Source organism: Jiella sonneratiae (genome assembly GCF_017353515.1).
GTDB lineage: Bacteria > Pseudomonadota > Alphaproteobacteria > Rhizobiales > Rhizobiaceae > Jiella > Jiella sonneratiae.
This window is the reverse complement of sequence record NZ_JAFMPY010000012.1, coordinates 23936-44027: the sequence shown is the minus strand read 5'-3', so window position 1 is coordinate 44027 and position 20092 is coordinate 23936. Positions and strand designations below refer to the sequence as shown.

Genomic DNA, 20092 nt, shown 5'->3' with positions numbered 1-20092 from the left:
CACGCGCAGCCGCAGGGCGCCCGGGCGGCAGTCCTTGCCGACCGTAGCGGGCGGCCGAGCATGGTCGGCAGACCCCGGCCCGCCCGGATCGGGCCGTGCGGCCCCCCGCCGGCGGGCGGGCGCCGTCCGGCCTCAGCGATAGAGCGTGATCGCCTGCCCGCCGGTGGTGCGGCCTTCGTAGCGTGCCTTGCCGGCCGAAGAGAGGTTGGCGACGTTCGAGCCGCCGGAATCCTTCAGCAGGACCTGGCCGCCCGAGACGTCCCAGGCCGAGACGTCGGCGACCTTGCCGGGGCAGCCGCGCGAGGCGGCGCGATAGCCGCCGGACCATTTGGTGAGCGACAGGATGATCTGGCAGTTGCCGCCGTCGGTGGTCACCTTGTAGGCGCCGAGCACCGAATTGCGCGACAGCGCCGGCTGGCTGACGCTCGCCACCTGGGTGTTCTTCGGCTCGGTCGCCGGCTGGTCGCCGGTGGCGGTACCGGGCGTCGTCTCGAGATCGGTCGCCACCTGATCGGGGCTGGTCACGGTGTCGTTCGACGGCGGCGGCGGCGGAGGCGGCGGCGGCAGCTGGTTCGAGGCCACCTGGCCCGAAGGCACCGGCGTCAGCGGCGGCGGCGAATTGTCGGAATAGGGCGACATCGATCGCGAGCAGCCCGCCGCAGCGAGAAGCGCGAGCGATACGGCCGCGAACCTGACCGGATGTTTCATGAGCAAGATTCCCCCAGACGATCGGCGCGGCGTAGCTGCGCCAGCGCCGTTGCTTGACCTCCATAAAGCGGAGAGACCACAGGCTGCGCAAGACGTCGCTGGTTCAAAACGCGACAGATCGCCGCGCGCCGGGACAACAATCCACCAATACCGTCACCATTCGGTAACCCTGAGGGCGCGTCCCCCGAGACGACCTGCCCTGCCTGCCGTCCTAGTCGTCGACCGTCCTGGAGAAGTCGCCGCTCTCGGGGTCCATCGCCCAGAGCTCGCCGGACGAGATGTCGACCCAGGCTCCGTGCAGCGACAGCCGGCCGTCGGCCTCCAGCGCGGCGATGAAGGGGAAGCTGCGCAGATTGCGCAGGGAATAGCGGATGGCGATGCGCTCGAGCGCCGACTGGCGCTCGCGCCCGGTCATCAGTTCGTTGGCGCCGACGGCTTTGGCCGCGGGATCGAGAAGGCTCATCCACTTGCCGATGAAGTCGCCGGGCGACAGCGGCTCGGCCGAAGGCGACAGCGCGGCGTGGATGCCGCCGCAATTGCCGTGGCCGAGGATGACGATGTGCTCGACGCCGAGCGAATTGACCGCGAACTCCACCGCCGCCGAGGTCGAGTGGTACTCGCCGTCCGGCTCGTAGGGCGGCACCAGGTTGGCGACGTTGCGCAGCACGAAGATGTCGCCCGGCGCGCTGTCGAAGAGGGTCTCCGGCGCGGTGCGGGAATCGCAGCAGGCGATCACCATCGTCTTCGGATGCTGGCCCTTGTCGGCGAGTTCGCGAAAGAGCTGGCGCTCGCCCGGCAGTCGCTTCTCGATGAAGGACTTGTAGCCCGCGAGCAGATGGTCCGGAAGAAGGTCTGCCATGGTTTTCTCCAACGCCGTGCTGCATCGCACGCTGGATCGTTCTGCTTACACAGTCCGGCAGAAATGAAAAGGCCCGCCGGTGCCGCCGGACAAGGCGGCGCCGCGTTCCGTCCCAGCCCGGCTCATGCCGGCTGCTTCGGCATCGAGCGGCCGAGCCGGCGCAGCTGCACCATCGCCATCGGATGCTTCAGGCTGTCGAGGTCGGTCTCGATGGTCAGTTCGTCGGCGCCGCGCTTGGTGGTGCGGGCGAGGAGCTCGAAGACCGTCGCGGTCGCCGATTGCAGCGCCTTTTCCAGCGTCGCCCCGGCGAGCAGCCTGGCGAGGAACACTGCGGCGGTCAGGTCGCCGAGCCCCTTCGGCGCGTTCTCGATCAGCCGGTGCTCGGCGAGCAGCACGGCGCGGTCGTCGACGAGGAGGTTGCCGGTGCCGCCCCGCAGCATCGGAAAGGCCGAGGTGACGACGACGGTGCGCGGGCCGAGGGCGCTCGCCGCCTCGATCAGCTCGCGGTTGTCGGAAAGCTCGAGGCCGGTGAGGAATTCGAGCTCGAAGCGGTTCGGCGTCGCGATGTCGGCGAGCGGCAGGATCTCGGCCGAGATCGCCTCCAGCGTCTCGCGCGGCTGGTAGAGCCGGCCGCCGTCGCCGGTCGCCGGGTCGCAGACGATCAGCGCCCCCGGATTGCAGCGCTTCACCGCCCGGATCAGCCGCGCCACCGGCCCGACCTGGTCGCTGGCGCCGAAATAGCCGGTGAGGACGGCGCCGACTTCGCCGAGCCAGCGCGCCCCGCAGAGATCGTCGATCATCGCGGCGAAGGCCTCCGCCGGCGGCACGATCCGCGTCGACGGGCCGTGGCCGGGATGCCAGGACAGCGTCACCGTCGGCACCGACCAGACCGGAAAGCCGAGGGATTCCAGCGCAAAGCCGGCGGCCCGGTTGCCGACCGAGCCGCGCACCACGTGGCTCGCGATCGAGATGACAGCCGGGCGCTCGCCCGCCTTGTCCTGGTCGTTGGTCATCGCGCCTCAGCCTTTCAGCAACTGGCTTGCCAGGAGCAGTGCGAACACGAGGAAGCCGACGATGCCGGCGAGCCGGCCGATGCGCGTGCCGAGCACCTCGATCCGGTCGGCCGGGTCGACGTCGCGGGCGAGGAAATGGTCGCCCGCCCGCGTCAGGATCGCGAGGCTGTGGGCGCCGATCTGCGGATCGGTCTCCTGGCGCACGCGCTCGAGGATCGCGTTCGCCTCGCGCTGGCGCTCGTCGTCGTCGTGAAGGTTGCCGCTCATGTGCTCCCATCTTCACGAATTGGCCGGCAAGGGCAACAGCGAATGGCCTTTCGGCCCGTCCCCTGCCGAAGAAGTCGGTTCGCCGGCCGCGCGCGGGCGGCCGACGGAAGGCGGCGCCGCTAGCCCGCCATCGCCGCCTTCACCGCCGGATAGAGCGCCCTGTAGCGCGCGTGCGCGTCGCGGAAGGCACCGATCTTCTCGGCCACAGGCTCGAAGGTTCTCGCCATCGGCGGCATGGAGACGACGCTCGCCGGATCGGCGCCGGTCGCCGCCGTGATGCCGAGCCGCGCGGCGCCGAAGGCCGCGCCGAAATCGCCCGCCGCCGGCAGCGCGATCTCGGTTTCGAGCACCGTCGCCATCAGCTCCAGCCAGTAGGCCGAGCGCGAGCCGGCGCCGACGGCGATCAGCCGTTCCGGTTTCGGCGTGTCCCCGGCCGCGTCCAGGCAGTCGCGCATCGAATAGGCGACGCCTTCGAGGACGGCCCGGGTGACGGCCTCGCGCGAGGTGTCGCTTTCGAGCCCGGCGAGGACGCCGCGGATGTCGGCGTCGTTGTGCGGCGTCCGCTCGCCGGAAAGATAGGGCAGGAACATCAGCCGGCCGGGCGCCTCGATCGTCTCGCCGAGCGCTCCGGTCAGCGCCGCGGGCTCCTCCTTCAAGAATTTCGACAGCCACTCCATGCAGCCGGCCGCCGAGAGCGTCACGCCCATCTGGTGCCAGAGGCCCGGGATCGCGTGGCAGAAGGTGTGGAGCGCCGTCTCCGGCACCGGACGGTAGCCGGCCGTCGCGGTGAAGAGGACGCCGGAGGTGCCGAGCGAGAGAAAGCCGGTGCCGGGCGCGGCGACGCCGACCCCGCAGGCCGAGGCGGCATTGTCGCCGCCGCCGCCGGCGACGACCACCCCGGGCTTCAGGCCGAACCGTTCGGCGATGACGTTGCGCACCGCCCCGGAAGCCTCGGTGCCCTCGACGAGCCCCGGCATGGCGGCGCGCGACAGGCCCGTCCGCTCCAGCATCCGGCCCGACCAGTCGCGCCTGCCGGTGTCGAGCCAGGCGGTGCCGGCCGCATCGGACATGTCCGACACCGCTTCGCCGGTCAGCCAGAGCCGCAGATAGTCCTTCGGCAGGAGGACGAGCCTCGTTCGTTCGAAGAGCGCCGGCTCGTGCGCCTGCATCCACAGGAGCTTCGGCGCGGTGAAACCGGGAAAGACGATGTTGCCGGTGATCGCCCGCGCTTCCGCGTCGTCGAGCGCCTTCGCCTCGGCATGGCTGCGGGTGTCGTTCCAGAGGATGCAGGGTCGGAGCACCTTGCCGTCCTCGCCGAGGACGGTCGCCCCGTGCATGTGGCCGGAGAGACCGATGCCGGCGATCGCGGAGAACGCCTCGCCGTGCTTGGCGCGAAGCTCGGCGAGCGCCGCCTCGCAGGCGACGATCCAGCTTTCCGGGTTCTGCTCCGACCAGCCGAAATGCGGCCGCTCGACGGTGAGCGGCACCGAGGCCGAGCCGATCACCGCCTGGTCTTCGCCGATCAACAGCGCCTTGAGCGAAGACGTGCCGAGGTCGAGGCCGAGATAGCTGGTCATGGCCGAGTGCCTTCCGTTCAGCGTGAATTTGGCGGCCTCACGCCGCCGTCAGCAGATCTGCAAGCGATGTCTCGAAAGGTCGTCATCCCGGCCGTGAGCCGGGATCCATTCCAAATCTTCGCCACCTGTTGGACGCGTCGACGCGACGTCGTGGACTTGTCTCGAGCGGACAGGATATTCTAACACCGAGGAATGGATCCCGGGTCAAGCCCGGGATGACGAGCCCGTCGACTTCGAAGCGCCGCCCTTCCGGCGGCGGCCGCCCTCAGACGTAGCGGTTGACGATGCCTTCCAGCATCTCCTGCTTGCCGGACTTCGGCTGCGGGTTCAGCGACAGCGCATTTTCGGCGATCTGTTCGAGGGTCATTTCCCCTGCCAGCATCGCTTTGCTCTCGGCCTTGTCCCAGCCGGCATAGCGCGCCTCGATCGGCCCGGTCAGCGCCTTGTCTTCGAGCATCGCCTCGGCGGCGAGCAGACCCCGCGCACAGGCGTCCATCGAGGCGACATGGGCGATCAGCAGATCGTCCGGATCGATCGACTGGCGGCGGATCTTGGCGTCGAAGTTCAGGCCGCCGGTCGAGAAGCCGCCGTTCTTCAGCATCTCGTGGAAGACCAGCGCCATCTCCTTCACGTCCATGGCGAACTGGTCGGTATCCCAGCCGAGCAGGTCGTCGCCGCGATTGACGTCGAGCGAGCCGAAGATGCCGGTGGCGAAGGCGAGCTTCACCTCGTGCTCGAAGGAATGGCCGGCGAGGATCGCGTGGTTCTGCTCGATGTTGAGCTTCACGTCGGCGAGGAGGTCGTATCTCTGCAGGAAGGCGTAGACCGTCGCGACGTCGAAGTCGTACTGGTGCTTGGTCGGCTCCTTCGGCTTCGGCTCGATCAGGATCGGGCCGGAAAAGCCGATCTTGTGCTTGTAGTCGACGAGCATCGCCATGAACCGGCCGAGCTGGTCGAGCTCGCGCTTCATGTCGGTGTTGAGCAGCGTCTCGTAGCCCTCGCGCCCGCCCCAGCAGACGTAGTTCGCCCCGCCGAGCCGGTGCGTCGCGTCGATCGCCGCCTTCACCTGGCCGACCGCATAGGCAAAGACGTCCGGATCCGGATTGGTCGCGGCGCCCGCCATGTAGCGGCGGTTGGAGAAGAGGTTGGCGGTGCCCCAGAGGAGGCGCACTTTGGCGCTCTCCATCTTCCGTTCGAAGATGTCGGTGATGGCCTTCAGATTGTCGATCGACTGCTGCAGCGTCTCGCCCTCCGGCGCGACGTCGACGTCGTGGAAGGCGAAAAACGGCACGTCCAGCAGCCGGAACATCTCGAAGGCCACCTCGGCCTTCCGTCTGGCGAGTTCCAGCGGGTCGGCGCCATGCATCCAGGGCCGGTTGAAGGTCTCGCCGCCGAACGGGTCGCCGCCCGGCCAGGTGAAGGAGTGCCAGTAGGCGACGGAGAACCGCAGCTGGTCCTCCATGCGCCTGCCCATCACCGCGCGGTCCTTGTCGTAGAAGCGGAAGGCGAGCGGATCGCGGCTGTCCGGGCCTTCGAATGCGACGGGGGTGGTGCGGTCGAAAAAGCTCGAGGACGACATCGGCTGGTCTCCCTTGCGCCTGCGGCGATGTATACGCTGTCGCCGTCACGCCTAGGCGAGCCGATCGTCGAACGCAAGCGGGAAGCAGGCCGGCCGTGCCGGCCCATGCGCGGCCCGGGGGCCCGGCTCAGCCGGCCGCGGCGTCTGCGATGCCGAGGCTTTCGGCGAGCGGGCCGAGATGCGCCGCGTAGCGACGCCATTCGTCCGAGCTGCCGCGATACATCGGCCGCTGCACCTGCGTCCGGCTCGCCGTCTCGACGCGGCGGCGCAGCGTGTGGAAGTCGAGGCAGGCGGGCTCGAAGTCGAGACCGCACCAGGAAAGCAGCGCCCGCGTCTCGCGCTCCTGATCCTCGGTCAGCCGCTCGTAGACGAGTTCGTGGATCGCCCCCGGCATCCGCGCCTTGAAGAAGGCCATCTGCGCGTCGTGGAGAAGGTGGTAGCGGCCGAGATCGGCAAGGTCGTAGACGTATCCGTTGGCCTCCTCGGCAAAGTGCTGGCGGAAGTTCGACCAGCAGGTCGCCATCGGATCGCGGCTCAGATGGATCACCGTCGCTTCGGGGAAGATCAGCGGCAGGAAGCCGGCGAAGACGAAGTTCGCCGGCATCTTGTCGGTGACCACCGGCTCGTCGCCGCCGATCTCGTCGAGGGCGCGGCCATAGGCTTCGCGGATCTTCCCGAGTGCCTCCAGCGCCGCCGCCTCGTCCTGGCCGACCAGGCGGTCGAAGAGCGGCTGCACGGCGTTGCGCAACGCCCGCATCTCGCCGCCGCCGCGGACCATGGAGTGGCTGGCGAGGATCTGCTCGGTCACCGTCGTCCCCGACCGCGGCATGCCGAGAATGAAGATCGGCCGGCGCCGCAGCGCGGTGGCCGGGCGGTGGCCGGCGAAGCGCTCGACGAAACCTGCCGCAAAGCCGTCGCGGACCTTTGCGAACATCGCGGCCTGGGCGTCGACGGCGTAGGGCAGCTGCCGGCGCTTCAGCTGGTTCGCCGCAGCGAAGTGGGAGAAGGCGCGGTCGGTGTCGCCGGCCTCGTCATGGGCCTTGCCGAGGGCGAAGTGGAGATGGACGCGCCCTTCCTCGGAAAGCCCGCCGCGTTCGAGGATCGCCTCCATCTCGGCGATGTGCGGGTCGCCGGCGCCGTAGCGGCGGATCCGGCTCAGCGTCGCGTGGCTCTCCGCATGGTGCGGCGCGCGTTCGAGAATTGCGGCAAGCGTCGTGCGCGCCGCCTCGGTCTCGCCGAAGGCGATCTCGGCGAGCGCCCGATCGTGCTTCAAGGCGAGGTCGGCCGGCGCGAGCGCGATGGCCGCGTCGAAGCCCGCCATCGCCTCGGCCTGGCGCGACAGCGCGGCGAGCGACACCGCCCGGACGCCGGTGGTGCGGTAGTCGGCCGGATCGAGACGCAGCGCCGCGTCGAAGGCCGCGACCGCCTCGCCGTGACGGCCGAGCTTGGCGAGGACCGCGCCGAGATTGCGCTGCACCGAAACGTCGTTCGGCGTGAGGAGGGCGGCGAGCCGGAATGCGCCGGCGGCCCTGTCGTGGCGTTCGAGCTGCTGGTAGGCGCCGCCGAGAAGCTTCGGCAGGATGGGAAAGCGCGGGAAATGCGGCGCGAGCCGGCTCGCGCCGGCGACGACCTCTTCGAACAGACCCTCGCCGTAGAGCGCCTTCAGCCGCTCGATCTCGGCCTCGACGGGCAGCGCCGCCGCCGGCGCCCGGCGGCTGATCGTCGCAAATTCCGCCTGCAGCCGCTTGTCGTCGGGAAACCGCCGGATCTCGGCGGAGGCCAGCGTCAGCGCCTCGCCGATCCGGCCCTTCGCCGCAAGCGTGCGGACCTTCCTCACGGCACGGTCGGCGGACAGGCGTGACTGCGGCATGGCGTGGCGGGCTCCGGTGACAAGCGATCGCCGCCTTCCTAGCCCGCCAGAAGATCGCGAAGCTTGCGCTTCAGAAAAGCCGCCCAAGCCCCCCAAGCCGCCTAAGCCACCTTGCGCCGCCGCTGCCGGTGCTCAGCGCCGCCCGAAGAGCTTCTCGATGTCGGCGAGACCGAGCTCGATGAAGGTCGGCCGACCGTGATTGCACTGGCTCGCCGAAGGGGTCTTCTCCATCTGGCGCAGCAGCGCGTTCATCTCGTCGAGCTTGAGGATGCGCCCCGACCGCACCGAACCGTGGCAGGCGACGGTGGCGGCGACGTGGTCGATCCGGCTCCTCACCGAGTCGCGCGTGCCGAATTCGGCGAGTTCGTCGGCAAGGTCGCGCACGAGGCGCGGAACGTCGACCTGGCCGAGCAGCGCCGGCGTTTCCCGGACGGCGACGGCGGCCGGGCCGAAGCGCTCGACCGCAAGGCCGAGCTGCGCCAGTTCCCCGGCATGCTCGCAGAGCCGTTCGGCGTCGTCCTCGGTCAGGTCGACGATCTCGGGGATCAGCAGCATCTGCGACGGCAGGCGGCGCCCGTGGATCGCCGTCTTCAGCGTTTCGTAGACCAGCCGCTCGTGGGCGGCGTGCTGGTCGACGATGACGAGGCCGGTCTCGGTCTCGGCGACGATGTAGTTGCCGTGGAGCTGCGCCCGCGCCGCGCCGAGCGGAAATTCGCCGCCCGGAGCCTCCGCCGCTTCGCCCGGCTCGACGCTCTGTAGCGGCTGCGGCGCGGGCGACGGGCGGTCGAGGAGCGCGGCGTCCGGCGCCAGCGGGCGGAACGGCGAGGCGCCGGGATCGTAGGGCGCCTGATGCGGCGCGGCGAAGCCGCGGCCCGGGACTGACCCTGGCCCTGGCCCTGGCCCTGGCCCCGCAGCGGCGGCGTAACCGCCCGGCGCGAAGCCGTCGAAGCGCCGGGGCGCCGGGGTGACGGAGCCCGCCCCTGCCCGCATGCGGGCGAGGACGCCGGCAGCCCCCTCGCTCGACGAGCGCAGGCCGGATTCGGCAAAGGCCTGGCGCAACGCCCCGACGAGGAGGCCGCGGATCAGCCCGGGATCGCGGAAGCGCACGTCCGCCTTGGCCGGATGGACGTTGACGTCGACGAGCGCCGGATCGAGGGTGAGGAACAGGACCGCGACCGGATGCCGGTCCTTCGCCATCACGTCGGCATAGCCGCCCCGCAGCGCCGAGACGAGCATCTTGTCGCGCACCGGGCGGCCGTTGACGAACAGGAACTGCTGCAGCGAATTGCCGCGCGAAAAGGTCGGCAGGCCGGCGAGCCCGGTCAGCCGCACCGCCTCGCGCTCGGCGTCGATGGTGACGGCGTTCTCGCCGAAGCCCTCGCCGAGCACCTGGGCGATTCGCTCGCCCATGTCGCGGGCGGCCTCGAACACCGTCGGCGACCGGTCCGGGCCGGTGATCTCGAAGCGGATCTCCGGCTCGGCGAGGGCGAGGCGGCGCACCACGTCGGTGATCGCGGTGGCTTCCGCACGGTCGCTCTTCAAAAACTTCAGCCGCGCCGGCACCTTCTGGAAGAGGTCGCGCACCTCGACGACGGTCCCGCGGGACAGGGCCGTCGGCCGCGGCCCCTCGCAGTGGCCGTGATCGAGGAGGATCTCGAAGGCGGAGGAAGCGCCCGCGGTGCGCGAGCGCAGCGACAGCCGGGCCACCGAGCCGATCGAGGGGAGCGCCTCGCCGCGAAAGCCCAGCGAGGCGATCTGTTCCAGCCCGCCGGCGAGCTTCGACGTGCAGTGGCGGCGCACGGCGAGCCGAAGCTCGGTCTCGGGAATGCCGCACCCGTCGTCGCTCACCCGCAGCAGCGTCTTGCCGCCGCCGGCGGTGGCGATCTCGATGCGGCTCGCGCCGGCGTCGATGGCGTTCTCGAGCAGTTCCTTGACGACGCTCGCCGGCCGCTCGACCACTTCGCCGGCGGCGATCTGGTCGATCAGATGCTCGTCGAGCTGGACGATCGGCACGGGGCCTCCTCTCTTTGGCGGCGCTTTCCTTCCGCCGCCTTTCTAGTCCGGCCCGGCGCCGTCATCAAACGGCGCGGGGCCGCGTGCCGGGTTCTCTGACGCGTTTTCCACCAGCGACTGCGCCGGGGTGAAGCCCCTCCGGTGCCGGCGTCGCAGAGGCGTCTTGCCGACAGGCATTGCATCGCGCAATAATGCAACCATAAGAGATGGTGAAGGGTTCGGGGCCGGGATCGGCATGGCGAGGCGAGCAAAATACCGACCGGCATGCCGTTTCGCCGCCCCCGCCTGCCTCGCGCTGGCGATTCTCGTCGCCGTACCGCAGGCGGCGCGGGCCGGCGCCTGGACCCTGCCCGCCGGGCGGGGCGAGGTGATTGCCACGGGCATCTGGTCGCGGGCGGACGCGGCCTTCGCGGCTGGTGCCGGCAGCCTCCCGTCGGACTTCGGCAAGGGCGCGGCGAGCCTCTTCGTGCAGCATGGCTGGACCGACCGGCTGACGGTATTTTCGAAGATCGAGGTCGCCCGCGAATCCGACGGCGTTTCCGGCTACGAACGCTCCGGCGTCTCGGAACTTCTGGGCGGGGCGCGGCTGCGGCTGTTCAAACACGGCGGCTTCGTCGCCGCGGCGGAACTCGCCGGCGGCTTTGCCCCCGGCGACGGTCCGCTGCTTGCGGCGGCACGGACGACGCTCGAACCGCGGGTCGCCGCCGGCTACGGCTTCGAGCTCGCCGGCCTTCCGGGTTTCGTCGACGCGGAGGCGGCCTATCGGCTTCGCACCGGCGGCGACGCGTCCGACGAACTCCGCCTCGACGTGACGGCGGGCCTTCGCGCCTGGCGCCGCTGGCTGTTCCTCGCCCGCAGCAATTCGACCCTTGCGGTTTCCGGAACCGGCGCGGCCGCCCCCTATGCCTATCACAAGCTCCAGGGCTCCGTGGTCTTCGACGTCGCCGATCGGTGGTCCATCGAGGCGGGGCTGTTTACGACCATCGCCGGCAGCAACGCCCCGAAGGAGCGCGGCCTCGTCACGGCGCTCTGGTATCGTTACTGAGCCGCGCCGGCGTTTGCCTTTCCGGGCCGAAGGCGGTAGTGCGGCATCTTCGCCGCAGGCCCCGGGGTGCCCGGGGCGGCCCCCACGAGAATGCACGACCGTTCGAGGGACGCATGAACCGTTTCGAGAATTCCGGCGAGGCGAAGCTGCGCTACGGAACGCCGGATTTCCAGGTGATCCGGGCGGGGTCCTACGTGCGCTGCGCCGTGACCGGCGAGCCGATCCCGCTCGATCTCCTGCGCTACTGGAGCGTCGAGCGGCAGGAGGCCTATGTCGACGCGGCGGCCTCGTTCAAGCGCGATCTGGAAAGCCGCGGCAGGACCGGCGGCTGAGCTGAGGCCGGCGGCAACCGGAGACGGGTCCGCCGACAGCAGCCCTTCGGCCGCCGCGGCATGGCGCTACCGTGTGGCCCAGCGACGGCGCTCGTAGGCGGCAAGCGTCTCCTTGACGATCCGCGCCGCATCGTGGCGTCCGGCAAATTCCAGCGCGACGTCGATCACCGCGCAGTCCCGATGAAAGGCGCGCGCCGCCGGGCTTCCGGTCGCGAGCCGCACCGCGTCCTTGCGCGTCGTCGCGAGGATAAGGCCGGCCTCGGCGGCGGTGCGCACGAGATCGTCGAGTTCGGCGTCGCTGAAGCCGTGATGGTCGGGAAAGTCGCGGGTCGTCGCGATCTCGGCGCCGAGTTCCTCCAGCGAGGCGTAGAATTTTGCCGGATCGGCGATGCCGGCGAAGGCGAGGACCTTCTCGCCGATCAGGATATGCCGGGACTTCGGGGCGAGCCGCGCCGCAAACACCGCGCGGCCGGCGCGGGCCATCGCCCGCACGGGCCCCTCGCTGCCTTCGCCCGTGCCGATGACGACGAGGGCGTCGGCCCGGCGGACCTGGTCGAGCAGCGGCGCGCGCAGCGGCCCCGCCGGCACGACGTGGCCGTTGCCGAGGCCGCGCCGCGCATCGAGCGCGATGACCGCATAGTCGATCAAGAGCCGCTGGCTCTGGAAGCCGTCGTCCATGATGACGAAGTCGACGGCGCGCTCGCGCTCGAGCAGCCGCAGCGCCGCGGCGCGGTCGGCCGCCACCGCCGTCGGCGCCGCGGCGACGAGCAGCAGCGGCTCGTCGCCGACATCGGCGACGGTGTGGCGGGCCGGATCGACGATCAGCGCCTGGCGCGCGCTGCGGCCGTAGCCGCGCGACACGAAGCCCGGCCGGCGTCCGGCTTCGCGCGCGGCCGCCGCGAGCGCCAGCGCCGTCGGCGTCTTGCCGCCGCCGCCGGCGGTGAAATTGCCGACGCACAGCACCGGCAGGTCGAAGGCGGCGCGCCGGCCGTTTTCGAGATTGCGCCGCGCCAGCGCCCCGACGAGCGCCGCCGCCGGCAGGAGCAGCCGGGCGGAGAGCGACGCCGGCCGCCACCAGAAATCCGGCGCGCGCCGCCCGCTCAACGGCCCTGCGCGACGCGGCCGCGTCGCTCCAGGCTGATCGAGAGCCGCAGCGGGTGCAGGAAGGGGTCGAGCGCCAGAAGCGTCCGGTCGAGGGCGCCGCGCATCTCCGCGACCGAGCGCATCGCCGCCCCCGCCATGGCGAGACGCTGGACGGGATCGAGCAGCAGGCCGTCGACCTGCGCGGCCAGCATGTCGACGTCCTTGACGATCCGCGCCCCGCCGTTCTTCAACAGCCGCTGATAGGTATCGCGGAAGTTCTGGACGTAACGGCCCGAGAGAATGCCGGTCGCCAGCATCGCCGCCTCGATCGGGTTCTGGCCGCCCTGGCCGGTGATCGACTTGCCGACGAAGGCGATCTCGCTCAGCCTGAGATAGACGCCGAGTTCGCCGATCGTGTCGCCGAGATAGACGTCGGTGGCGGCGTCCGGCAGTTCGCCGAGGCTGCGCCGCTTCACCGAAAGGCCCCTGTCGGCGAGCGCCTTGGCGATCGCCGCGCCGCGCTCGACATGCCGTGGCACGATGATGGTGAGGAGTCCCTCGTGGCGCCATTTCAGCCGCTCGTGCACCTCGGCGACGATCGCCTCCTCGCCGGGATGGGTCGAAATCGCCGCAAAACGCGGCCGGGCGCCGATCGCGCCGGTGAGCGCATCGAGCAGTTCGGCATCGGCGGGCAGCGGCTCGGCGTCGGCCTTGAGATTGCCGGCGTTCGTCACCGCCCGCGCCCCGAGCAGGCGGAAGCGCTCGGCGTCGATGTCGGACTGGGCGACGACATGGGCGAAGCTCTCGAACAGCGCCTCCGCCAGCCGCGGCCGGGTCTTCCAGCGCTGGAACGAGCGGTCCGACAGGCGGGCGTTGACGAGGATCTGCGGAATCCGCCGGGCGGTGAGTTCGTGGATCGTCAGCGGCCAGATCTCGCTCTCGGCGACGATCGCGAGGTCCGGCTGCCAGTGGCGGAGAAACCGCCGCACGGCCGGCCTGACGTCGAGCGGGACGTATTGGTGGATGACGCAGTCGGCGAGCCGCTCCTCGACGAGCTGCGCCGAGGTGGTGGTGCCGGTGGTCATGACGATCGAGAGGCCGTCGGCGGCGATGCGCCGGACGAGCGGTGCGACCGCCGCGCTCTCGCCGACGCTGGCGGCGTGGATCCAGACGAGCGGCCCGGCGTCGGGGCGCCTGCGCCCGGCGATGCCGTAGCGCTCCTTCAGCCGCCGCCGGTCCTCCTTGCCGCGGGCCATGCGCCAGCCGACATAGGGTTTCAGGAACGGATAGGCGAAGACGCCGACGGCCCGATAGGCGGCGAAGGCGGCGCGGGTCATCGGGTCGCTCACCGCAGCGTCCCGACCAGCCGCTCGGCGGCGAGGTTCGCCGCCTCGATCGCCCGCGTGATCTCGCGGCGCTTTTCCTCCATCACCGCCTCGTCGGCATCGGCGGGCACGCTGATCGGCTCGCCGGCGATCACCGCCAGCCGGCCGAAGGGCAGCGGGATGCGCGTCCGGTCCCAGGAGCCCGCGACGACGTGATGGCGGCTGGTGACGGCGGCGGCCGGGACGATCGGCCGGCCGGAGATCTTCGCCAGGGTGACGATGCCGAGGCCCGCCTCGCGCGGCGTACCCTTCGGGATGTCGGCGATCATGAAGATGCCGCTGCCGCCCTGCAGCAGCCGGCGCATCGCCACCAGCGCCCGCGCCCCGCCCTTTTCGCGGAAGCGCCTCGCCTTGCCGGGGCGCCCGCCCGAACCGCGCAGGGTCGAGATGCCGAAGGCCTCGACGACCCGGGCGTTGATCTCGGCGTCGGCGCTGCGCGACAGGAGCGCCGCATAAGGCAGGTCGCGCGGCCGGTAGAACGGCGCGAGCAGATGCTGCCCGTGCCACATGGCGACGATCGCCGGATGGTGGCTGTGCAGCAGGCCGGAGACGTCGGACGATCCGGGGGCGAGCCGCTGGCTGGCATGGACGAAGCGCAGGGCGCCGAGGACGGCCGTGCCGATCGCGCCGACCGCCGCCTGCGAGCGCATCAGCCGGCGGAAGACGCCGCGCCGCTTGCGCCGGCGGCCCGAGGGCTCGCGCCTGACGCTGCCTTCCATGTCTGATTGCCGGGCCGGGTCCGCCTCGAGGTACTCGTCATCCGACACGGTCTGCGACACGTCGACCCTTCCGTCTTGGTTGCACGTCACTTCTGCGGGTCGAGCAGCCTGTGCATGTGAACGATGAAGTAGCGCATCGCGGCATTGTCGACCGTCTGCTGCGCCTTGCCGCGCCATGCAGCGAGGGCCGAGGCGTAGTCGGGGAAAATTCCGACGATATCAAGGCTTTCGAGGTCCTTGAACTCGACGGTTGCAAGATTGTCGAGTTCGCCGCCGAAGACGAGGTGAAGCAGTTGCTTGGGCTTTTTTTCTTCCTGCATGGCAAGGGTCCTGATCGATCGGAAGGTGGAGGAACGGGCATCTCAGGCGGCGATGCCCCGGGCGATATCGCGCAAACGCGGCGCCAAGCCAAGGGGGCCGGCGACCATGACGCCGTGGGAGGTCGCCGCGTCGCCGTAGCGCCATCGCCCGCCCTCGGCGTCGGCGAAGAAGCCGCCGGCGCGTTCGAGGATGAGGTCGGCCGCGGCGACGTCCCAGTCGTTGGCGCGGGGACGCACCAGCGTGCCGTCGAGGCGGCCGCTGGCGACGAGGGCGAGGCGGTAGGCGAGAGACGGCACGACGGGCAGCGCCTCCACGGCCTCGCCCTCCCGGGCGCGCAGCCGCTTGCGCATCGAATCGGGCACCGACAGGCGCATCTGCCGGCCCGCGGGCGCCTCGCTGACGCGGCATGGCGCGCCGTTGATGAGCGCCGGCCCGTCCGCCGTCGCCTCGAAGGTCTCGCCGCGCACCGGAACGTGCAGGACGCCTGCCACCGGAACGCCCGCCTCGAGCACCGCGATCGAGACGCACCAGACGTCCTCGCCGCGCAGGAACGCCCGCGTCCCGTCGATCGGATCGACCACGAACACCCGGTGGCGCTCCGTACCGGCGCGGTCGCCGTCCTGCATCTCCTCGGAGACCCAGCCATAGCCGGGCCGCGCCGTGGACAGCGCCTCCTCGAGCGCGCGGTCGACGGCATAGTCGGCCTCGCTCACCGGCGAGGTGCCGTTCTTGTACCAGACCTGCGGATCGCGCTGGAAATAGGTCATGGCGATCGCGCCGCCGCGGCACGCCGCTTCCTTCAGGAGGGCGAGATCGTCGGCGAGGCTGGTGGAGAAGCCGTCCAAGCTCAGTTCCCCGCGACGGTCATGCGTTCGACGCGCAGCGTCGGCGCGACGAGCGAAAAGCGCGTGTCGAGGTCGTCGGCGAGCGTCAGCGCCAGCAGCATCTCCCTGAGGTTGCCGGCGATGGTGAATTCCGACACCGGCCGCGTCAGCACGCCGTCCTCGATCAAAAAGCCGGTCGCGCCGCGGCTGTAGTCGCCGGTGACGAGATTGACGCCCTGCCCGATCAGCTCGTGCACGTAGATGCCGCTCTTCGTTTCGGCGATCAGCTCCTCAGGCGAAACTTCGCCCGGCGTCACCGAAACGTTGCTCGAGGACGGCGAGACCCCGCCGGAGGAGCGGGCGGCGCGCCCGTTGGTCTCGAGCCCGAGTTCGCCGGCGGTCGCCGTGTCGAGCAGCCACGCCTTCAGGATGCCGTTCTCGACCAGCGTCAGCGTCTCGCCGCGCACCCCCTCGCCGTCGAACGGCCGCGATCCCGGCCGGCGGGCGAGCAGCGGCTCGTCGACGATCGAGACGGAGGCCGGCAGGATCTCCCGGTCCATCCGGTCCATCAGGAAGCTCGTCTTGCGGGCGATCGCCGCGCCGTTGATCGCCCCGATGACGCTGCCGATCAGGCCGCGGGCGACGCGGGGGTCGAAGACGATCGGGTAGCTGCCCGTCGCCACCTTGCCGGGCGAAAGCCGGCGCACCGTCCGCTCGCCGGCGCGCCGGCCGATCGCCTCGGGCGATTCGAGGTCGGCGTAATGGATGCGCGAATCGAAGTCGTAGTCGCGCTCCATGCCGGTGCCCTCGCCGGCGATGACGCTGACCGAGCGCGAGAAGCCCGATCGCATCCGTTCGCCGACGAAGCCCTCGGAGGTGACGAGGACGAGACCGCTCGCCCCGGCCGAGACCGAAGCGCCGCCGGAGTTCGTCACGCCGGCGACCGACCGCGCGGCGTCCTCGAGGGCGAGCGCCGCCTCGACCATGGCCTCGCTGGACGGGCTGGTGGCGTCGTAGAGGTCGAGGTCGAGATCGCCGGAAGGCGCCAGCCGGTCCTTCGGCGCGAGCGAGGCGTAACGGTCCTCCGGCGAGACCCTGGCCATGGCGACGGCCCGCTCGGCCAATCGGTCGATGTCGGCGTGGACGTCGGCCGAGACGGTGGCGACGCGCCGGCCGACGAAGACCCGCAACGCCAGATCCTCGCTCTCGGCGCTCTCGGTGTCCTCGACCCTGCCGAGTCTGACCTCGACCGAACGGCCCTGCGAGCGGACGACCGCCGCATCGGCGGCGTCGGCGCCGGCCTTTCTCGCCGCCGCGATCAGCCGTTCCGCGGTCCCGGTCAGCCGCTTCGTATCCTCGTCCATCGCTTCGCCTACTGATCTTCGCTTCGAGACTATTTATTGTGCGGCGCATGCATCGCAAGCCGCCCCGCCGTCGCCGCCGGCCGCCGCGACGGGCGGCGTCGACAATTCCAACGCCGTCGACAGGCGAGAGATAGGAACGAGTGCCCGGCTGTGGAACACGGATCAAGCGCCATCTTTCTCGAAGTGCTGCTGCTGCTGGGCGTCGGCGTCGCGGCCGGCGCGCTGTTCAAGCGGATCGGCCTCGGGACCGTGCTCGGCTATCTCGCCGCCGGAACCCTGATGGGGCCGGTGCTGCGGGTGATCGGAGAGGGCGAGCAGATCCTCTCCGTCGGCGAGCTCGGCGTGGTCTTCCTCCTGTTCATCATCGGCCTGGAACTGAAGCCCGACCGGCTGTGGGCGCTGCGCCGGCAGATCTTCGGCCTCGGTCTCGCCCAGGTGGCGGTCTCCGGCGCGGTGCTGGCGGCCGCCGGCTGGCTGTTCGGTCTCGGCATTCCGGCGGCGATCGTCGTCGGCTTCGGCCTCGCCCTCTCCTCGACGGCCTTCGGCATGCAGCTCCTCGACGAGGCGGGCGAGACCAACACGCGGCACGGACAGGCGGCCTTCTCGATCCTGTTGTTCCAGGATCTCGCGGTGGTGCCGCTGCTCGCCATCCTGCCCTTCCTGGCGCCGGGCGGCGAGAATGCCGGCATCGAGCCGATGCGGATCCTTATCTCGCTCGGCGCCCTCGCGGCGCTGCTCCTTGCCGGACGCTTCCTGGTCAATCCGCTGTTCAGGCTGATGGCCTCGGCGGGGGCGCGCGAGGTCATGCTCGGCGCGGCGCTGTTCGTGGTGCTGGGATCGGCCATGCTGATGCAGGCGGCGGGCTTCTCGATGGCGATGGGCGCCTTCATCGCCGGCATCTTCCTCGCCGATTCCTCCTACCGCCACGAACTCGAGGCCAATATCGAGCCGTTCCGCGGCCTGCTCCTCGGCCTGTTCTTCATCGGCGTCGGCCTGTCGATCGATCTGTCGGTCCTCAAGGACGCCTGGCCGGTGATCCTCGTGGCGGCGCCGGTGCTGATGGCGGTGAAGGCGGCGCTGATCTTCGGCCTCTGCCGGATCTTCGGCGAGACGCGGGGCCTGTCGATCCGGGTCGCCGCCCTGCTCTCCCAGGCAGGCGAGTTCGGCTTCGTGCTGTTCTCGGCGGCGGCGTCGGAGCGGATCTTTTCGGCAGAGACCTCCTCGGTCCTCGTCGCGGTCGTCTCGCTGACCATGGTGCTGACGCCGCTCTCGACCTTTCTCGGCCGCCGGCTCGACCGTCAGGACGCGGAAGAGGAACTGGAGGAGGATTTCGACGGGGCGGGCTCGGAGGTGCTGCTCATCGGCTTCTCGCGCTTCGGCCAGATCGTCGCGCAGGTGCTCCTGTCGAGCGGCATCGACGTCACGATCCTCGACTCCTCCGTCGACCGGATCCGCACCGCCGAGCGCTTCGGCTTCCGCATCTATTTCGGCTCCGGCGTGCGCAAGGACGTGCTGGAGGCGGCGGGAATCCGCAAGGCCGGGCTCGTCGCTGTCTGCACCAACAAGCGCGAGACGACGGACCGGGTGGTCGACATGATCCGCTCGGAATTTCCCAACGTGAGGCTGTTCGTGCGCTCCTACGACCGGACCCACGCGCTGTCGCTGCGGGCGCGCGGCGTCGATTACGAGATCCGCGAGACGGTGGAATCGGCGCTGGCCTTCGGCGGGGCGACGATCGCTTCCCTCGGCATCGAGGACGAGCTCGCCGCCCGCATCGTCGAGGACGTGCGCAATCGTGACAACGCCCGGCTGAAGCTGCAGGAGGCCGAAGGCATCTATGCCGGCAGCGACATGATGACGACGCATGTCGTCACCCCGGAGCCGCTGGTGCGGCCGCGGCCGGGCCTCCACGCCGTCGAGAAGATGCCGGACGGCGAGGACCACGGGGCGATCATCGAGGACGACGCCCCGAAACGCCGGCGGCGCGGCCGGATCTTCGTCGGGCGGCGGCGGCGCGCCCACCGGGTCGCCTCGCGCTGATCCCGGGCTCATTCTGCGGCGGCAGCGGCGACGACGTCCTTGCCATCCTTCGACGCGACCGCCCGCCGCGGCGCGGGGGCCGGGCGGGCGGGGCATCGTTCGTGTCTTCGTGTCAGTGGCGGCCGGGTTCCCCGGCCCTCCGAGGCTTATTTGTAGACCGGGGCCGGCTCGGCATAGACCGAGTCCTGCGCGGTGTAGAGCGGCGCCGGCTCCTTGCCCTTGCCGAAGCCCGTGCCGCCGAATTCGTAGCGCAGGCCGGCGCGGACGGTGTGGATGTTGAAGCCGTCGTCCTTGCCCTGGACGCCGCTGGCGCCCGCTGCGCTGTCCGCTTCGTCGTAGCCGAAGGCGTCGCCCTTGGAGATGCGGGTGTACTTGTAGCCGGCATCGAACTTCAGGCTGTCGGTGATGTCGACGCTGGCACCGGCCATGAGCGAGGAGGCGAAGCGCCAGGACGATTCGCCCGGATGCGTGCCGTGATAGATGCCGCTCGCGTCGCAGGCCGCGCCGCCGCAGGAGATGGTGTTTTCCATGTCGTCATACTTGACGTGGGCGAAGCCGAGGCCGGCGCCGATATAGGGCGTGATGCGGCCGTAGGTGCCGATGTCGACATAGGCGTTGGCCATCGCCGTCCAGATCGAGGCGTGCGAGGAATCGTCGTAGCGGCAGTTGTTGTTCACCGGATCGAGGCCGTAGCCGATCTCGACGAGATAGCCGCAGCGGCTCGAACCCTCGACGCCGGTCCGGAAGTAGTCGACCGTCAGATCGGTGCGGAAGTGGTCGGAAACGCGGTAACCGATACCGGCACCGAAATTCGCCGAGTTCTTCAGGGTGATCGAGTCGTAATATTCGGTGTTGTCGACGCCGTCGTTGCCGAAGCCGACATTGTAGAAGTCGTAGTGACCGTCGGTCTTCGACTTGAAATTATAGCCGATGTCGCCGCGCAGGTACCAGCCCGAGGTCTGGACCACGACCGGCGCCGGCGGCGGCGCGACGTAGGCGGGGGCCTCGATGATGTCCGCTGCGTGGGCGGCGGGGGCAAGGGTCGACCATGCACCGATGGCGGCGACGGTCGTCAAGATCAGCTTTTTCATTG

General features: G+C 70.5%; 18 protein-coding genes. 3 read left to right on the top strand and 15 right to left on the bottom strand.

Translation table 11 applies throughout. The features are described 5' to 3' along the window. Positions 1-132: 132 nt before the first annotated feature. The 8 genes from J1C47_RS12570 to mutL all read right to left on the bottom strand — a co-directional run bounded on the left by J1C47_RS12570 (position 133) and on the right by mutL (position 9886). Complete coding sequence (locus tag J1C47_RS12570) at positions 133-708, bottom strand: protease inhibitor Inh/omp19 family protein (RefSeq protein ID WP_207351116.1); 576 nt, start codon at positions 706-708, stop codon at positions 133-135. Between the two features lie 211 nt (positions 709-919). Beyond that, complete coding sequence (locus J1C47_RS12565) at positions 920-1567, bottom strand: carbonic anhydrase (protein WP_207351115.1); 648 nt, start codon at positions 1565-1567, stop codon at positions 920-922. Positions 1568-1689: 122 nt separating this feature from the next. Further along, positions 1690-2580, bottom strand: coding sequence for a pyridoxal kinase PdxY (pdxY, locus tag J1C47_RS12560; protein ID WP_207351114.1), 891 nt, complete (start codon positions 2578-2580; stop codon positions 1690-1692). A gap of 6 nt (positions 2581-2586) precedes the next feature. Then, entirely contained in the window at positions 2587-2847 is a 261-nt protein-coding gene (locus J1C47_RS12555) for a hypothetical protein (RefSeq protein ID WP_207351113.1), read from the bottom strand. A gap of 119 nt (positions 2848-2966) precedes the next feature. Beyond that, positions 2967-4424, bottom strand: a complete 1458-nt coding sequence (xylB, locus tag J1C47_RS12550; RefSeq protein ID WP_207351112.1) for a xylulokinase — start codon at positions 4422-4424, stop codon at positions 2967-2969. A 265-nt stretch (positions 4425-4689) separates the two neighbouring features. After that, on the bottom strand, positions 4690-6003 hold the full coding sequence (gene xylA / locus J1C47_RS12545; RefSeq protein WP_207351111.1) for a xylose isomerase: 1314 nt from the start codon (positions 6001-6003) through the stop codon (positions 4690-4692). A gap of 127 nt (positions 6004-6130) precedes the next feature. Then, positions 6131-7873, bottom strand: coding sequence for a tetratricopeptide repeat-containing sulfotransferase family protein (locus tag J1C47_RS12540; RefSeq protein ID WP_207351110.1), 1743 nt, complete (start codon positions 7871-7873; stop codon positions 6131-6133). Positions 7874-8005: 132 nt separating this feature from the next. Beyond that, positions 8006-9886 carry a DNA mismatch repair endonuclease MutL gene (gene mutL, locus J1C47_RS12535; RefSeq protein ID WP_207351109.1) on the bottom strand — a complete coding sequence of 627 codons (1881 nt, stop codon included), beginning with the start codon at positions 9884-9886 and terminating at the stop codon, positions 8006-8008. Between the two features lie 235 nt (positions 9887-10121). Between mutL and J1C47_RS12530 the strand changes: the two genes are divergently transcribed. Together J1C47_RS12530 and J1C47_RS12525 are read left to right on the top strand one after the other, a co-directional pair. Next, the gene (locus tag J1C47_RS12530) at positions 10122-10931 is read left to right on the top strand and encodes a hypothetical protein (protein ID WP_207351108.1); all 810 of its coding nucleotides are present in this window, start codon (positions 10122-10124) and stop codon (positions 10929-10931) included. 113 nt (positions 10932-11044) lie between these two features. Continuing rightward, on the top strand, positions 11045-11263 hold the full coding sequence (locus J1C47_RS12525) for a DUF2093 domain-containing protein (RefSeq protein ID WP_207351107.1): 219 nt from the start codon (positions 11045-11047) through the stop codon (positions 11261-11263). A gap of 66 nt (positions 11264-11329) precedes the next feature. Here J1C47_RS12525 and lpxK read toward each other — a convergent pair whose 3' ends face one another. From lpxK to J1C47_RS12495, 6 genes are read right to left on the bottom strand one after another with little or no spacing between them, the layout of a single operon-like run. Continuing rightward, the gene (lpxK, locus tag J1C47_RS12520; protein WP_207351106.1) at positions 11330-12367 is read right to left on the bottom strand and encodes a tetraacyldisaccharide 4'-kinase; all 1038 of its coding nucleotides are present in this window, start codon (positions 12365-12367) and stop codon (positions 11330-11332) included. After that, positions 12364-13695 carry a lipid IV(A) 3-deoxy-D-manno-octulosonic acid transferase gene (gene waaA / locus J1C47_RS12515; RefSeq protein WP_425354559.1) on the bottom strand — a complete coding sequence of 444 codons (1332 nt, stop codon included), beginning with the start codon at positions 13693-13695 and terminating at the stop codon, positions 12364-12366. Before waaA ends, lpxK begins: the two co-directional genes overlap by 4 nt. Next, a complete protein-coding gene (locus J1C47_RS12510) occupies positions 13692-14510 on the bottom strand; it encodes a lysophospholipid acyltransferase family protein (RefSeq protein WP_342591975.1) in 819 nt (272 codons plus the stop codon). Before J1C47_RS12510 ends, waaA begins: the two co-directional genes overlap by 4 nt. A gap of 26 nt (positions 14511-14536) precedes the next feature. Next, on the bottom strand, positions 14537-14770 hold the full coding sequence (locus J1C47_RS12505) for a DUF4170 domain-containing protein (protein ID WP_207351105.1): 234 nt from the start codon (positions 14768-14770) through the stop codon (positions 14537-14539). Positions 14771-14812: 42 nt separating this feature from the next. Beyond that, a complete protein-coding gene (locus J1C47_RS12500; protein ID WP_245396534.1) occupies positions 14813-15616 on the bottom strand; it encodes an inositol monophosphatase family protein in 804 nt (267 codons plus the stop codon). Positions 15617-15618: 2 nt separating this feature from the next. Beyond that, positions 15619-16959, bottom strand: a complete 1341-nt coding sequence (locus tag J1C47_RS12495; protein ID WP_207351104.1) for a TldD/PmbA family protein — start codon at positions 16957-16959, stop codon at positions 15619-15621. A 150-nt stretch (positions 16960-17109) separates the two neighbouring features. Between J1C47_RS12495 and J1C47_RS12490 the strand changes: the two genes are divergently transcribed. Beyond that, positions 17110-18999 carry a monovalent cation:proton antiporter-2 (CPA2) family protein gene (locus J1C47_RS12490; RefSeq protein WP_207351103.1) on the top strand — a complete coding sequence of 630 codons (1890 nt, stop codon included), beginning with the start codon at positions 17110-17112 and terminating at the stop codon, positions 18997-18999. A 146-nt stretch (positions 19000-19145) separates the two neighbouring features. On the opposite strand, the gene J1C47_RS12485 is transcribed toward J1C47_RS12490, so the two are convergent. Then, on the bottom strand, positions 19146-20090 hold the full coding sequence (locus J1C47_RS12485) for an outer membrane protein (protein WP_207351102.1): 945 nt from the start codon (positions 20088-20090) through the stop codon (positions 19146-19148). Between the last annotated feature and the right edge of the window lie 2 nt (positions 20091-20092).